The 15,357-nt window shown below is 46.6% G+C and carries 17 protein-coding genes; 7 read left to right on the plus strand and 10 right to left on the minus strand.

Going from position 1 to position 15,357, the window contains the following annotated elements; translation table 11 throughout:
• Positions 1 to 28: 28 nt before the first annotated feature.
• The 3 genes from LN737_RS24210 to LN737_RS24220 all read right to left on the minus strand — a co-directional run bounded on the left by LN737_RS24210 (position 29) and on the right by LN737_RS24220 (position 4,104).
• Positions 29 to 1,276, minus strand: coding sequence for an efflux RND transporter permease subunit (locus LN737_RS24210; protein WP_405520503.1), 1,248 nt, complete (start codon positions 1,274 to 1,276; stop codon positions 29 to 31).
• A gap of 7 nt (positions 1,277 to 1,283) precedes the next feature.
• Complete coding sequence (locus LN737_RS24215) at positions 1,284 to 3,116, minus strand: efflux RND transporter permease subunit (protein WP_405512773.1); 1,833 nt, start codon at positions 3,114 to 3,116, stop codon at positions 1,284 to 1,286.
• A gap of 88 nt (positions 3,117 to 3,204) precedes the next feature.
• A complete protein-coding gene (locus LN737_RS24220) occupies positions 3,205 to 4,104 on the minus strand; it encodes an efflux RND transporter periplasmic adaptor subunit (protein ID WP_405520505.1) in 900 nt (299 codons plus the stop codon).
• On the opposite strand from LN737_RS24220, the gene LN737_RS24225 reads away from it, so the two are divergent.
• Positions 4,073 to 4,279 (plus strand): hypothetical protein, encoded by a 207-nt coding sequence (locus tag LN737_RS24225; protein ID WP_405512775.1) that lies wholly within the window; start codon positions 4,073 to 4,075, stop codon positions 4,277 to 4,279. The two genes, LN737_RS24220 and LN737_RS24225, sit on opposite strands and share 32 nt — an antisense overlap.
• A 223-nt stretch (positions 4,280 to 4,502) precedes the next feature.
• Positions 4,503 to 4,832, plus strand: a complete 330-nt coding sequence (locus LN737_RS24230; RefSeq protein ID WP_405512777.1) for a helix-turn-helix transcriptional regulator — start codon at positions 4,503 to 4,505, stop codon at positions 4,830 to 4,832.
• 56 nt (positions 4,833 to 4,888) lie between these two features.
• On the opposite strand, the gene LN737_RS24235 is transcribed toward LN737_RS24230, so the two are convergent.
• Positions 4,889 to 5,503 (minus strand): class I SAM-dependent methyltransferase, encoded by a 615-nt coding sequence (locus LN737_RS24235; RefSeq protein WP_405512779.1) that lies wholly within the window; start codon positions 5,501 to 5,503, stop codon positions 4,889 to 4,891.
• Positions 5,504 to 5,571: 68 nt separating this feature from the next.
• Positions 5,572 to 6,258, minus strand: a complete 687-nt coding sequence (locus tag LN737_RS24240; RefSeq protein WP_405512781.1) for a CAP domain-containing protein — start codon at positions 6,256 to 6,258, stop codon at positions 5,572 to 5,574.
• A gap of 1,065 nt (positions 6,259 to 7,323) precedes the next feature.
• On the opposite strand from LN737_RS24240, the gene LN737_RS24245 reads away from it, so the two are divergent.
• Positions 7,324 to 8,334: a PID-CTERM protein-sorting domain-containing protein gene (locus tag LN737_RS24245; protein WP_405512783.1), complete on the plus strand. Its 1,011-nt coding sequence runs from the start codon at positions 7,324 to 7,326 to the stop codon at positions 8,332 to 8,334.
• 308 nt (positions 8,335 to 8,642) lie between these two features.
• Positions 8,643 to 9,221 carry a hypothetical protein gene (locus LN737_RS24250; protein WP_405512785.1) on the plus strand — a complete coding sequence of 193 codons (579 nt, stop codon included), beginning with the start codon at positions 8,643 to 8,645 and terminating at the stop codon, positions 9,219 to 9,221.
• Here the strand turns inward: LN737_RS24250 and uvsE are convergent.
• A complete protein-coding gene (gene uvsE / locus LN737_RS24255; protein WP_405512787.1) occupies positions 9,218 to 10,129 on the minus strand; it encodes a UV DNA damage repair endonuclease UvsE in 912 nt (303 codons plus the stop codon). The two genes, LN737_RS24250 and uvsE, sit on opposite strands and share 4 nt — an antisense overlap.
• A gap of 318 nt (positions 10,130 to 10,447) precedes the next feature.
• Between uvsE and LN737_RS24260 the strand changes: the two genes are divergently transcribed.
• Complete coding sequence (locus LN737_RS24260; RefSeq protein WP_405512789.1) at positions 10,448 to 10,855, plus strand: hypothetical protein; 408 nt, start codon at positions 10,448 to 10,450, stop codon at positions 10,853 to 10,855.
• A 91-nt stretch (positions 10,856 to 10,946) separates the two neighbouring features.
• Here the strand turns inward: LN737_RS24260 and LN737_RS24265 are convergent, their stop codons facing one another.
• A complete protein-coding gene (locus tag LN737_RS24265) occupies positions 10,947 to 11,399 on the minus strand; it encodes a peptidylprolyl isomerase (RefSeq protein WP_405512791.1) in 453 nt (150 codons plus the stop codon).
• A gap of 237 nt (positions 11,400 to 11,636) precedes the next feature.
• On the opposite strand from LN737_RS24265, the gene LN737_RS24270 reads away from it, so the two are divergent.
• Together LN737_RS24270 and LN737_RS24275 are read left to right on the plus strand one after the other, a co-directional pair.
• Positions 11,637 to 12,020: a PadR family transcriptional regulator gene (locus LN737_RS24270; RefSeq protein ID WP_405512793.1), complete on the plus strand. Its 384-nt coding sequence runs from the start codon at positions 11,637 to 11,639 to the stop codon at positions 12,018 to 12,020.
• Between the two features lie 44 nt (positions 12,021 to 12,064).
• Positions 12,065 to 12,589 (plus strand): hypothetical protein, encoded by a 525-nt coding sequence (locus LN737_RS24275; RefSeq protein WP_405512795.1) that lies wholly within the window; start codon positions 12,065 to 12,067, stop codon positions 12,587 to 12,589.
• A gap of 10 nt (positions 12,590 to 12,599) precedes the next feature.
• Here the strand turns inward: LN737_RS24275 and LN737_RS24280 are convergent, their stop codons facing one another.
• The 3 genes from LN737_RS24280 to proS are packed head-to-tail and all read right to left on the minus strand — an operon-like array spanning position 12,600 to position 15,162.
• Positions 12,600 to 13,100, minus strand: coding sequence for an NUDIX hydrolase (locus tag LN737_RS24280; protein ID WP_405512797.1), 501 nt, complete (start codon positions 13,098 to 13,100; stop codon positions 12,600 to 12,602).
• Positions 13,097 to 13,687 (minus strand): TIGR00730 family Rossman fold protein, encoded by a 591-nt coding sequence (locus LN737_RS24285; RefSeq protein ID WP_405512799.1) that lies wholly within the window; start codon positions 13,685 to 13,687, stop codon positions 13,097 to 13,099. Before LN737_RS24285 ends, LN737_RS24280 begins: the two co-directional genes overlap by 4 nt.
• A gap of 2 nt (positions 13,688 to 13,689) precedes the next feature.
• Positions 13,690 to 15,162, minus strand: a complete 1,473-nt coding sequence (gene proS / locus LN737_RS24290) for a proline--tRNA ligase (protein WP_405512801.1) — start codon at positions 15,160 to 15,162, stop codon at positions 13,690 to 13,692.
• Positions 15,163 to 15,357 lie beyond the last annotated feature (195 nt).

A 15,357-nucleotide genomic window follows, 5' to 3' on the forward strand; every position in this document is an offset into this window, starting at 1 on the left:
AGCCCGTCGGGGTATAGGAAACGATAGCCTAGTTTAATACGGCCTGTTCACTCGCCAGTTCCGGTTCTTCCTGAATAGGCTTATGTTCTCTGGAGAAATAGGAATACACGGCGGGTATGATGTAGAGGGTCAGCAGCCCCGCAAACAATAAGCCGCCGACAATGACAGTACCGAGCGAATTCCGGCTATTTTCGGTCATTGCAATCGGAATGGTACCAAAAATCATGGCAAGGCTCGTCATCAGAATAGGCCGGAACCGGGAGGTAGCCGCTACCTTGGCAGCCTCCAGCGTGCTTAAGCCCTGTTCTTTACTCTGGTTAGCAAATTCCACGATCAGAATCCCATTCTTCGTGATCAGACCAATGAGCGTGATAATGCCGATCTGACTAAAAATATTCAGCGTTTGCCCGAACAGCCACAGGCTCAACAACGCACCGGTCATAGCCATCGGCACGGTCAGCAGGATAATGAACGGATCAACCAGACTCTCGAATTGAGCAGCCAGCACCAGATAAATCAGGACTAGTGCAAATACGAAGGCAAACAACAGGCTCGACGAGCTTTCAGCGAAATCGCGCGATTCGCCCGCCAGTGAGGTTTTGATAGTTGGCGGCAAAACTTTCTTGGCTATCCGGTTCATTTCAGCCACCCCATCGCCAATGGTTTTTCCGGGTGCCAGACCCGCCGAAACCGTTGCCGAAATGGCCTGATCGTAGCGATAAATAGCCGCTGGACTGATGCTTTCCTTAAACGAAACCAAATTATCGAGCGAAACAACATCACCCGAGCGCGTACGAACATACATGGATTTGAGGTCGTAGGGCGTATCACGATCCTGACGTTGTAGCTGGCCAATGACTTCATACTGGCGGTCGTTGAAGATGAAGTATCCATACCGCTGTCCACTCAGTGCCAATTGTAAACCACGGGCAATTTCGGCGACTGAGATGCCTAGTTCAGCCGCTTTATCCCGATTAATCTGGAGCACCAGTTCGGGTTTGTTCACTTTCAGATCGGAATCGGCAAAGCGTAGAATCGGGCTTTTGCGGGCTTCATCCATAAATTTGGGCAGTACATCCGTTATCGCGGCCAGGCTGGTTCCCTGCAATACGTACTGAACGGGCTGCGCCTGCCCAAACCGGCTACCAATGGTTGGCGGCTGAACCGGGAATACCATCACGCCCCTGAAATTCTGCGCATTCCGGGCGTAGGTCGCAAAGACATCGGCCTGCGTGGTCGTCCGCTCGTCGGCTTTCTTCAGGAAGGTATTTTGAATGGCAACGTTAACGGGTGCCGGAGGACCGAACGTTCAGGGCCAGAATCGAATACGTCTGGAACAGGCCTTTCGTTGAATCGACCGAGAACTTAGCGATCTCGTTCATGTATTTCTCCGTGTACTCGTAGGATGACCCTTCGGGCGCCATCACCGCCAGACTAATCTGCGACCGATCTTCCAGCGGAGCCAGTTCGGAAGGTAACTCCCTACCGATCAGATAGATCAACCCGAACGTAACGATCAGGCTGGGGAAGGCAATCCAGCGGTACTGCAAAAACCAGCCCAGCGATTTTTCGTAGCCCCGGTTCAACGCCACAAAATAAGGTTCTGTGGTGCGGTACAGCCAGTTGGGTTTATTGTGGCGCTTGAGCAGGTAAGCGCTCATCATAGGCGAGAGCGTCAGCGCAACAAAGGCCGAAACCAGCACCGAACCCGCCACCACTACGGCAAATTCCTGAAAGAGTTTTCCGGTTATGCCCGGTAGAAACAGAATCGGCAGAAACACAGCCGCCAGCGTAATGGTCGTTGAGATAACGGCAAAATAGATTTCCGATGAGCCTTTAAATGCGGCCTGCAAGGGCGACATCCCTTCTTCCACTTTGGCGTAGATATTTTCCAGGACAACAATGGCATCATCGACCACCAGTCCAATCGCCAGCACCAGCGCCAGTAATGTCAGAATATTGATGGAATAGCCCGCCACATACATGATGAAAAAGGCCGAGACGATAGACACTGGAATGGCCACCACCGGAATGATGGTTGAGCGCCAGTCGCGCAGGAAGAGAAACAGAATCAGAATCACCAGTCCAAACGCGACAAACAGCGTTTCTTCCACCTCCGAGATTGAATCCCGAATCGGTTCCGTAAAATCTTTTCCGATGGTCAGTTCGTATTCGGCCGGAATCTCTTTACGTAGTTCTTTCAATCGGCGGTAGAATTCGTCGGCAATGGCTACCGCGTTGGCTCCCCGCTGCGGTTCAACAAACACACCGATTGTGGGCGAGTTGCCCTTCAGACTGTTCAGAATGGCGGTACGTTCATTCTCAGCACCGAGTTCGGCATAACCAATATCCTTGAATCGAATAATACTGCTGCCCTCCTGCTTGACGATCATGTTGTTGAAATCGTCTTCTTTCGTCAACCGGCCCAGCGTCCGAACGGTCAGTTCGTTACGGTCGCCTTCAATCCGGCCCGACGGCAGATCGACATTTTCTTTCCGTAAAGCCTGCTCAATATCCGAGGGTGTAAGCTGATAAGCGGCAAGTTTAGCCGGGTCGATACGTAGCCGCATGGCGTATTTTTTCTCTCCCGCGATTCCTACCCGTTTCACGCCCGGAATGGTCTGCATCCGTTCTTTAATGACCGTCGATGCGATGTTGCTGACTTCCAGAATACTACGGGTTTTGCTTTCGACGGCCATGAAAATCACGATGTCGCCACTGTTTGCTTTTTCAACAATGGGCGGATCAACGTCGCCGGGCAGCAGCCTGCGGGCTTTGGTCACTTTGTCGCGAACGTCGTTGGCAGCAGCTTCCAGATCAGCGTTCAGGTTAAATTCAACCGTGATCACACTAGCCGCTTCACGCGACACAGAGGATATGGTTCGGATTCCGTTGGCCTCGCCAATGGCTTCTTCCAGAGGTTTGGTGATCTGGTAGGCAATTACGTCCGGACTAGCGCCGGGATAGGTTGTGGTGACCGTAACGATGGGCGAATCCGTGACCGGATACTCCCGGATTCCCAGGTACGTTAGCCCCACGAAACCAAATAGAATAATTAATACAGACAGTACTCCAGCCAGCACTGGCCGCTGGATACTAATTCCCGATAAACTCATAATTGGGTAAATTTTGATTCGATAATGAAGGGAAGGAGCTACCTATTGCTTCGACAACGTAGTGATCTTTGCCAAAGCTCGGGGAACGCTAGTTCACCGAAGAAACGCCCACCGGTACGCCCGTGTCGAGACGTAGCAGATTGGTTGTGAGAACAGTATCACCAATTGACAAGCCTTCCAGAATTTGTACCGTTCCTTTCGTACGGCTACCGGTTTTTACTTCACGACGTTCGGCTTTTCCGCCTTTTAATCGAAAGAGCGAATACCCTTTGGCATTCGGAATCAAGGCTTCGGTTGGAATCAGAATGCCGTCCTGCGCTACGTGCAGCGCAAAGGCAATTTTAGCCGAAGAACCCGGAACAAGTTTGCCATCGCGGTTATCGCTTACGGCCTTGACCAGCAGACTGCGCGTGTTGGCTTCCATTTTAGGCTCCGTTGCGATGACTTTACCCGCAAACGATCGATTGCTGTTTTCAGTCATGAAATGAATCGATTGACCGGGCCGAACATCGGAAGCGTATTTTTCGGGGATGGTGAAGTTGACCTCGACCCGACTGACATCATCAAACGAACTCAGTACGGTAGCAGGCGTTACGTAGGCACCTACGTCGACCCGTTTCAGGCCCACCCGACCAGCAAAGGGTGCCCGAATTTCGGTTTTGGCCAGATCAACATCTACCATCGCCAGTTCGGCCTGCAATACGTTGAGGTTCGTCAATATCCGGTCGTATTCCTGCTGATTGACGGCTTCATTCGCCAGTAATTCGCGGAACCGTTTTTCGTCGAGCTTAGCCAATTTTTCCTCAAGGGCTATTTTCCGTTTTTTAGCCAGCAGGTCGGCATCGTCCAGTTTATAGAGCAGCGTTCCCTGACCGACGTAACTTCCTTCGTGAGCATATATCCGGACGAGTTTACGGGCCACTTCACTAACCAGATCCACTTCCTGATTGGCGGCAATGGTTCCGGTAGTCTGGAGTTCATCGGTGATCGTCTCGCGTTTTACAACAAAAACATCGCTGGCTACTTTGTTTTCGGCAGGTGAGGCCGGTGGGGCTTTACGGGTCGATGGTTCGGCCTTGTTCGAGAAAAGCTTTGGCGTAATAAAAAAAGGGCAATCGTTAAAACGACAGCACCGGCCAGCAGCGATTTTGTTCGATTATTGAGCGTTTTCATAAATTTACGAGGTTGTATAGTTTGAATGTTCTATGAATATCGAACTATTATTGTTTTATGGATGTCGAACAAGCAGCCACTGAAGATGGTTTCCTAAGTCTGAAAAAAAATAAATGAATTTTTTGGGACCGCCTGATCGTTGTATTGGCAATTACTGTAGCTACTTCATTTTTGTAGACCTACCGCAAATCAGGAACTAGAGCGAATAGAATCATGAAACAATACCAGCACCCCACCATCGATCAGATTACGTTACCCGGTGTGCTGCACGCACTGAGCGATCCGGTACGTCTGAATTTTGTCCAGTGTCTGGCTAAGCTTACCTGCGAACAGCCTTGTGGTGCCATTCCGACGCCCGTTGCTAAATCAACCATGTCGCATCATCTGCGGGTGCTGCGAGAGGCTGGTATTGTCCAGATTCGCACAGAAGGTACGCAGAGCCTGACATCACTACGTCTGGATGAGCTGGAAAAAAAATTCCCGAATGTCTTGTCCTCGATTTTGCAGGTACCTGAAACCGATATACTCGACAAGAACGGGTAAGCACTGATCTGGCCGGAAAGCTGCTTCTTTTTACTACGCAAAGCTGAGTAGTATAGCTACTTATTCAGTAGGAAATACGTATGTCCGCCGTCGCCTTCAGGCACAAAATAGCGGTCCAGAATGGCAAACCCAATGTGAGTAAACCAGGTCTGATACGTATCGGCATCCGTATGGCTCCAGTACATGCCTGTACCCGGCTCAATCCAGTTGGAATCGGTACCTGTCCACTCACCAGCCCCCACGATACATAGCAAGTACCCGTTTGGCCTAAGCCATTGATAAGCAGATTTAAATAAAGCGGGCTGCTCGGCAAGTGGTAAATGAATGATGGAATACAGCGCAATGATCCCATCAAACGAACGATCAGGAAATACCAGCGCAGCCATATCCGCAACCTCAAAATGAGCCGATGGAGCGTTACGTCGGGCCAAATTAATCTGGATAGGCGAAATATCTACTCCCTGATAGTTAACGTACTGACTCAGATACTGAGCCGTAGGAATACCATCGGCGCAGCCCAATTCCAGAACATCGGCATTGGGTGACAGTACCTGAATAAAAGTCCGCAACAAGTCTTCGTATCGGTGTGGATTCTCTTGTTCGTAATGCGTTCGGTACCGATGACCAAGCCGGTCATAACCTTGCTGCACAATACGTTTAGGATCTTTCAATGCCAATTATTTCTGAAGAATACGACTGGATACGGTATGGTGGTATAATTTCCCGGAAAGGAAATCGATTAGCGACGGGCCTGTGTAGTGACACGCGGAGAGCCGAAGTTCTGTACCAATCGCCCAAACGGGGCCCGTCGTTCCTTGAATGGATGAGCCGACAGACGTACCGCACACCCCACGTGCGTAAATAGCGGATTGAGCAAATTGGCTCGATGATGCGGGGAGTTGAGCCATTGAATCACGGCATAACGGGCGTAACTAGCGTAGCTATACGGCTTATAGGGTTGTTTAGTGGCCGAATTAACAAACTCATACTGCTGACGCCGGGAATTAAAGCGCACGCCAAACCAGTCGGGCGTATCAATCGTCTGGTACTGCCCGATATTTTCTGCCATAACACCAAAGCGATTGGTTTGCTTTTGAATACGCTTGAGCAGGGTCAGCCCCGACAAGTCGAAATGGTCCTCATGGCTGATGTAGTTATTCTGCATCATCGATTCGGCATGATTCCGGGCTGCCTGATACAACGATCGATCATACTGCAGAATAGGCAAACCAGCCAGCCGCCGGGCCTCGTTAGTTGCCTGAAACAGAGCCATATCTAACAGGACTGTATCGGGTTTGTCTAAAACCAGTGTTTGCTGACTTATGGGCTGAGCAAAGAAGGCTTCGTCGCTCAATAGGTACCCCTGAGGTGGGCTGTTCCATTGAGACAGCCATTGACCTACTTGTATAATAATCCACCAGTTCATGTTTAGCATGTAGGCTGTACGTAATCTGGGCTGCTCCCGACCAATCGGATAGCTTACGTATGAGCTATTAACGGTAACAACGCTCTAAAATTGAGTTAATCTATAGATCAGCTTAGACTGGTACATGGAGCCTGGCCACGATTCCTGTCACAGGCTTGTTCGATCTGCCCTGTTAATATACTAATTATTTATAAATGATTCAGTATGTACTAGTTGCGACTGATCAAGCTGGTTAAGCTGCAAAGTCTTTATTTATTAATCGGTCATTAGACAGCTCATCCCTAATTTCAAGAATGCGTTAGGCTTTCCTCCCTTCTGACAGAATAAGCTGAGTTTAACTGAATCTGTAAAATATCATTCAGTTGTTCATTGCTAGTTGCCCTTCAACTCAACGTACTTAGACATTAAGGCTTGGACTACCAATGACGTATGGAAGAGAATTATAATTAACTAATTAAAGGTAGTACTAAAGTCAAACGAATTAGCAAATTCGTCAATTTATCATGTATAGTTCTGTTCAACTTAAATAATTCCTATGGCGTTGATAACCACTTAATAAAACCGAAAAATAACTACAGGAAAAACGGGAAAATCTAAATACTCACTTATGCGTATATATTCAAGCGAATAATTCCTAAGTAACCCAGGATATCCATTAATCTATTTTTTAACCTAGTATTTATTGATTAAAAGGTATTACATTGTTTTTCCAGCGGTTTTCCTTAATAAAGAAAACATGAATTGTGTCAGAGAATCACCAATGAATTTGCGAAAAAATTTACTTTATGGAGGTGATAGTTTGTGCACGAGAGAATAATTTGCCCTTGGAAGTAAATAAGTAGACCATCTAATAACAATATTAGAAGTTAATGAGTAAACGGCCATACATTTAGCCTTGCGCTTTCATTACCGGATGTAAAATATAACACAGCGTATACTCCCGGTAGTAACGTATCAAGATTACGCAGTGAGAACGCTTGATTCAGTAAAATAAAAGGAAATGCACTTGAGGAGGGTAACTGGAAATTAGCACTAAACCTTTACTTACTATTTAACATCAACGGAATGCATACGACTAAATTTACCAGACCTTCACTTAAGAATATTCATTCGCACTATTTGGAATGTATATTTAATAAATTACACGCACGTCAGACCAACAAATGCCGAGTACTTCTGGCAGCAGCCACCATCATTATATGCAGTAGTGCATTACCGACCTTGGCGCAAACGTATTCTTCACAAAACCGGGAAAAATCTGTTTCATCCCATCAGACGGATAGCATTCCCCAAATAAATGGTCAGTTTCCTTATTTAAAGAGAGGTGGTAACACGGTTACTATAAATCAAAGTTCACCCGTTAATTCAATAAAAGTAAACTCCAAGTCGACAACAAGCTCGCTTCGCCGTAAAAATCGGTTACGATTAGAGAGGTCACCAGTTAGTTCTTTAATAAGAAGGACGCAAACACCTGAGCTAGCTCAACAATCCTCTACTGGATCAACTGCTTTTAAAATTTCTAAAAAATCTGCTTTTCGTACAAAATATCTGTCATCTGCTACGGCTCGAAAAAATAATTCCCACACCATTGGATCACGGGTAAAGTCGATTCACAATCCAGCCTATCAGCAAAAGGTAAAAAGTCCAAAATCGACACAGAGTCTTGCCTACAATAAGGCTGGAAAAACTTCCGGCGCATCCAGAAATTCTTTAGATAAGAAACAGGGAACTAGCTCTCCGTCAATTCAGCGTTTCTCGGCCCGACAAACCATTTCTCAACCTAAGATTAATCGGCCTGTATCGGATATTAAACCTAAGCCTGGTTCTACTATGAATCAGAATAGTTCTGAGGGTGGAAATACTCCCGAGATTGGCCAACAAAATACTTCTGATCAAGGTGCTACTCCTTATTCAGAACCTCAGGGATTAGCCTATTCAAACTATGGCAATATAGCTGCCAAATCTAGCGCCAATGCGCCATTAGATGGTGGGGTAAGCGTTTTACTAGCCGCAGGTGCAGCTCTCGGCATAAAAAAAGCTTACAAGAAAAGGCGAGCTGCGAAAAATAAGGTATAATAAATAAGGTACGTAGCACTGTCAATTTTTCACAGAGCTACTACGTAAAAGCTCAATCGTTTTCGAGTCAAACAGACTGAAATTATATAATCAGCTTTTTAATAAACGAGCTATTATATTATTGAATAATAACTCGTTTATTTATTCTTCTTAGTAGGCTATTGTTCAACTACGTATTCATAAATAATACGTGGTATTTATACAGGATAAAATACTATCAAGCGTTCAATAAAATTAATACCTAAAGTTTAAATAATAAGCTTTAAAAAAATAAGGACTGAAATTGTATTGATTCCCTTAAAAAATTAATGATTAATACATCAAAAATTCACCTTGCCCCTTATTTAAATGTCGCTTATTTTATTAAGCTCTTTTCGCTATTTATTTTATTCTATTATTTCAATATTTCTTATTTAGCCATTACCGATCCACAACATTATTATAACTATTTCCTGGATCATTACTTTAATTATATTTACTGGCTGAGAACCTCAATTTTATACGGAGCCCAGCTCATTACTTATTTGTTCGGGCAGCAAACGTATATCAATCCGCCCCACACAATAGAAACCGCAGCAGGAACAAGCGTTATACTATCATTTAGCTGTCTGGGTCTGGGCATCTTAAGTTTCTGGAGCGCCTTTGTTATTGCGAACAACGGAACCTGGCAGAAAAAAATATGCTGGTGTTTAGGAGGGCTGGTATTCATCTGGTTTATTAATTGCTGGCGTATTGGTTTGCTTCTCCTTGCTATGGAAAAGCAGTGGAAAAGCCTGCGCACAATTGATCACCATGACCTATTCAACATAGTCACTTACACAAGCGTTTTACTGCTCATGTATTATTACAGTCGGGAGAAAGAGGACGAACTGGTTGTAGATGTCTAGCCCAAAGTCGATAATTCTTTGTTAGCCGCCCGATGCTTTAAAACGGCTAGTTCTTTCATTTTGCACTCAAATACGATATCAACTTCTTTCCCGTACGTATTCACCGGCGAGTAGAGCCAGTCGGCATGAGCTTCACGACGCGCTTTTGGATCTTCATGATCTCTGCGTGAATCAGAAAAGTGAAATACAGGCCGAACATCCCACGTATTGTAAGCGGTTAGAAAAGCCTCCTGCTCCGTTTGCTCACCGGGATTAAGCGCATGATGAAAATAATCGAATACAATAGGGATACCGGTACGTTCATACACCGAAACCAGATCGACTACGGTGTAGAGGCTTTGGCGGTCATCGTTCTCCACAGTCAGCCGCGCCCTGAGATTTTCGGAGAGCAGGCTAAAGTTTTGTGTAAACCGCGCCAGTGTTGCCGCTTTATCGCCATACGTACCGCCCACATGAATATTGATTTTGTTCCAGTGTGAAGGCGTTAACCCCATCAAATCAAACAGTTCTGATTGATACTCAAGATCGACGATCGTATTATCCAGTACTTTGCCCTGCCCAGCCAGATGATTGAACGGACCCGGATGAGTGGTCAGTCGGATAGGTCGACTCCCGATCTCTTCAAGCGTGGCTCGGATGTCGGGGAAATCGGGCAAATCGGCAATGCGATATTCGGATGCCCAGGGAAACAAATCGGATGATATGCGAAATAAATGCAACCCGTTCTTAAGATTCCAATCCACAATCTTCAGCAAATCCTGTACGTTTTTGAGCGCCAGTTCCGAGGCATAGGCAATCCCTCGTTCCGTGAATGTTTTCCGTATCATTCCCCGGTTTGTAGTGATTTTGTCAACCTGGAGACTCAGGTTGATACAGGCGTAGCCGACGTTACCCAAAGTTAAATTCATACCGTAGCAACTCGAATACTAACCTCCAGGTTTCAGCTTTATGACCGTTTGGTCAAAAAGTAGCTGATTTTATCAATCAGTAACTTATCTTCCGAAAGCGAGTTATTATAGACACAACAAACTTCAATAAACCATGAACCAGTGACCATATTAACGATAAGTGGTCCTAATCCATATTATTTGGATAAAGAAATAGGTAAATGGATTGCAGTTTGTTCATGTAAACGAACGCTGGTGCAACGTAAGCAAATACGGATACGTACCTGACTTTATTTTTAGTTATAAACAGTCTGAGCCCCGAATAGGGAAATTGACCTTATGGAAGACTTCACACCTGAACAAATCAACGGGATTGCGAATAGCTACAATGGTATGGCTCGTGCCCTGAATAAGTTTCAGGTGCTCTATTGGCCAGAGCTTACCTATGAGCAACAATTAGATCTGAATGCCTATCAGAATAGCCTGCTCAATCGGGTTCAGGATTTGCAGACCCGGGCTGTTCGACCTGCTTTCAAAAACGCAACTGAAATGGCGACGATCATTCTGCAGGCAAATCATGAAGCTACGTTGAGTTTACATCGAATTACCGATACTACAGTTGCTCTTAATATTGGCGCGATCACAGTGGCGCTGGCGTCGTATATAGCCCGGGCTAACCTGCGTGGTATTCAAACTGCCCTACGTGAGCTGGGCGAGTTACTGAAGTTACAAATGGAGGAGCAATAAAAAAGGAAGAAAAGGACGAGCGGGAGGAAAGGGACGAGGAGGAAAATGTAGTAATGCTTTATTTTTCCCGCTCGTCCCTTTCTTCCCTCCCTTACAATATCAACCCCGATGGCGACTTAACACCCACTAATTCTACTTCAAAAGTCAGATCCTGACCCGCTAACGGATGATTAGCATCAAGCGTAACGCTTGTATCCGTCAAATCCCGAACAATTACCGGAATAGGTCTTGGATTGCCATCTTCATGCATGTTGAGGGTCATACCCAATTCAAGCGGAATGTCATTCGGGATATCCGAGCGGTTCAGCGTGAAAATCATGTCTTCGTTTGCCGGGCCATAAGCATCTTCTACCGGAATATTGATGGTTTTTTTATCGCCCTGATTCATACCCGCTACGCCTTCATCAAAGCCTTTGATTACCTGACCGCTGCCTACAGTGAACTCCAACGGAGTACGGCCTACTGATGAATCGAAGATGGTTCCGTCGGTCAGAGTTCCGGTATAATGAACCTGAACTGTATCGCCAGATTTTGCTTGTGCCATAATACTATTTGGTTTATTGGAAACGTAGCCGCAAAAGTAACCGAAACTTCTGGTTCCCTTAAGCAACAGGCTAACTTTTGACCAACTCGCCACCTAATCCAAATGTTCAATATTCAGCAGAAAGACCGCCATAACTTCAGCATAAAACGCAACTGTTACGTTGGTATAAACACAGTATATATCGGAAAATTATATATTTTTACAGTATACTAGTCTATCCGTTTGCCTTTTTACACTATGGAACCCTCAGGTAATGAATTCCTTCGTGGTACGTTGAAAACAATAGTACTGAAACTGCTGGCCGAGCCGGGTCATGCCGATCCGCATTCCTCCGGCGGACGACGAATGTATGGCTACGAAATCACCCAGGCCGTTAAGGATCGTACGCAGGGAGAAATCATCCTGTCGTTTGGGGCCTTATATCCCGTACTTCACAAACTGGAGCAGGAAGGGCTTTTGCTAACCGAATCGGTAGAGGTGGAAGGTCGCTTACGTAAATACTACGCACTAACCCCGCAAGGTACAGAGGTTGCAATTCAGAAGATCTCTGACTTTGAGCGCTTTATGGATACAATGCGAACTTTATTCCGGTTACCGGCTAGTCTGGCAACTGCTCATTAAGTACATTAAACGTTATTGAATTAACCGAAAATGCAGATAGAGTCATGGAAAAACTCAACCCGCAACAAGTAGCTATACTGCACAATCACTTGGTTCATAGTGGCTCAACCGATGCCTTGCTTGATGAATTACTCGACCATCTGGCCTGCGAAGTGGAGTATTATATGTGGATTGGCCTGCCGTTTGAGTCGGCATTGAACGCCGTGCTGGAACAGGCCAACGTAAAGGCCGTCCGGCATCTGCAGGCAACGTATCAGACAGAATTGGCCATGACCGACGAGCAACTTCAGCGAGCTAGTCTGGATGATATCGTTTTTGAATTTCGGAATAAGGCGTACGGCGCGTACGATTTACGCCAGGCTTACCGAATCTCACTGCGAAATGCCTTTATTATGGCCATTGGCCTGTGTATGATGCTGATGGCGATAATGGACCTGATGAGTCATAAAACCTGGTCGTATCTGAGTGTGAGCGGACTTGTCTGGCTAGCCGGGTTATGCGCCGTTACGTTCGCGGGGGGCAGCTGGTATCTGCAACACATTCGCCAGCAACAGTTGTCGATTCGCTAGCCCGTTAGGGCTATGCCTGAAAGACCAGGATATTTTCCAGCTCTTCCTGCATAACCAGCAGATTTAGCTGCTCATCGTATTCGGCATCGAATACAAACGATTTGTTTTTCAACAGATAGTCATAAATATACCAGTCTGTTTTGGGCGTTGGTACGTTCAGCACATCGGCAAACTCGATCCATTCCAGGTCGCCTTCGTTACAGGGTGGCGGAGGCAGCAACGGAATTTCAGCCACATACACATAGCTCATCCAATTGTATGCCGTTGGCGAACTTTCGGTTAGCACACCGCAGAATTTCATCGCATCGGCTTTAATTCCGGTTTCCTCCCAAGTTTCGCGGTAAGCCGCCCGAAGCGGACTTTCAAACGGGTCCAGTTTCCCGCCAACGGGCGTGTACTGACCTTTGTTGGGATCTTTTATGCGCTTCAGCAGTAAAAAGCGACTGCCGTTACGCAATACGCAGATAACGGCAGCACGCTTTAACCCATACGGTATGGTAGTAGGTGTCATCGTAACGTAGCAAACCGTATGGCATCTTCCGACCAGACGGGTGCATTCTGTAGGGCATCAATAACCTGCTCCGGTTCATCCACAAATGTCCAGATCGACCGGTGTACAGGCGCCATAAAATTTTCGGCAATGCCCCTATCCAGCATTTCCTTCAGGGGCGCATAATAGTCACGGGTGTTCAGAATGATGATGGGTTTGGTGAATAATCCCAGCCGTTTGAGCGTAATGGCTTCGAAAAGTTCTTCAAGCGTACCCGTTCCGCCAGCTAAAGCCACCAATCCATCTACTTCCTCCAGGAATTTCTGCTTTCGCTCGTGCATCGAAGCGGTAAACACAAAGTCGGTCACTTTCTTATGCGCCCATTCAACCTCGCGCATAAAATTGGGCATGATGCCCGTGATACGTCCGCCTTTTTCGAGCACTGTATCGGCCAGTTGACCCATCAGCCCAATTCCCCCACCCCCATATACTACGTCGATCTGGTTGTCGACAAAGGCCGTAGCCAGTCGCTCGGTAGCGTCGAAATAAGCCCGATCAACCTGCGCGCTGGAGGCACAATACACACAAACCCGTTTTATGGAATGCATAATTAATAAGCTCTTGCAAACACGACCCGCCCCTTCGACGGTTTACCTGAATACACACAAACACCTTCTTCAGCTTCCTGATCGAAGGGAATACAGCGAATGGTAGCTTTGGTGGCTTCTTTGATAGCCTCTTCGGTTTCGCTGGTGCCGTCCCAGTGTGCCAGCAGGAAACCGCCTTTTTCGATCTGTTCCTGAAACTGCTCGAACGTATCGACTTTAAACGTATTTTCTTTCCGGAACGACAGCGCTTTGTTATAAATCGTTTGCTGAATGTCGTCGAGCAACGCTTTGATTCGCTCTGTCAACCCATCAAACGGTACGGTTTCTTTGGTTTTGAGATCACGCCGGGCAATTTCTACCGTTCCATTTTCCAGATCACGACCGCCCATAGCCAGCCGAACAGGTACACCGCGCAGTTCGTACTCGGCAAATTTCCAGCCGGGTTTATTAGCATCTGAGTCGTCATATTTTACCGAAATTCCAGCCTTTTTCAATTCCTGCACCAACGGCTTGATCTTTGCCGACAGCAGTTCCAACTGGTCTTCGCTACGGTAGATAGGTACGATCACGACCTGAATAGGCGCCAGTTTCGGTGGTAGCACCAGACCATCATCGTCGGAATGGGCCATAATAAGTGCCCCCATCAGCCGGGTTGAAACGCCCCACGATGTTCCCCAGACGTAATCTAACTGATTCTGTCTGTTCAGGAATTGTACCTCGAACGCCTTCGCGAAGTTTTGCCCCAGGAAGTGCGACGTACCGGCCTGCAAGGCTTTGCCATCCTGCATCATGGCTTCAATACAAAGCGTGTCCTCGGCCCCGGCAAAACGTTCGTTAGCCGTTTTGGCTCCCCGAACCACGGGCACAGCCATCCATTCCTCGGCAAACTGCGCATACACATCGAGCATCTGACGGGTTTCGGCCTGTGCTTCTTCCGACGTAGCGTGGGCCGTATGCCCTTCCTGCCAAAGGAATTCGGTCGTCCGCAGAAAAATCCGTGTTCGCATTTCCCAGCGCACTACGTTTGCCCACTGGTTGATCAGCAGCGGCAGATCGCGGTACGACTGTATCCAGTTTTTGTACGTACTCCAGATTACCGTTTCGGAAGTTGGACGTACAATCAGTTCCTCTTCCAGTTTCGCTTCAGGATCAACAATAACGCCCGATCCATCTTCGGCATTTTTAAGCCGGTAATGCGTTACCACCGCACATTCTTTGGCAAAGCCTTCCACGTGCGACGCTTCTTTGCTCAAAAAAGATTTTGGAATAAACAGCGGAAAATAAGCATTGGAATGGCCGGTTTCCTTGAACATATCGTCCAGAGCCCGCTGCATTTTTTCCCAGATTGAAAAGCCATAGGGTTTGATGACCATACAGCCGCGAACAGCTGAATTTTCGGCCAGATCGGCTCTTTTTATTAACTCATTATACCACTCGGAGTAGTTTTCACTACGGGACGGAATTGCTTTTGCCATGCGTACACAGGTCAGATATAGCCAGGTAAATTTGTTGCTGCCAGGCCATAGCTGACCTGACTTTACTTAACCATATTTAACTTTTTTTAATATTGGATTAAACCTTTGGGATTAAATGGGAATCTAACAGATATAGGACTTGCAAAGATAGGTTTTTACTCTATTTTTGTAATCAAACTAGTCAATCCTGTGTTA

Origin of the sequence: Spirosoma sp. KNUC1025 (assembly GCF_045160025.1) — a bacterium.
Classification (GTDB): Bacteria; Bacteroidota; Bacteroidia; order Cytophagales; family Spirosomataceae; genus Spirosoma.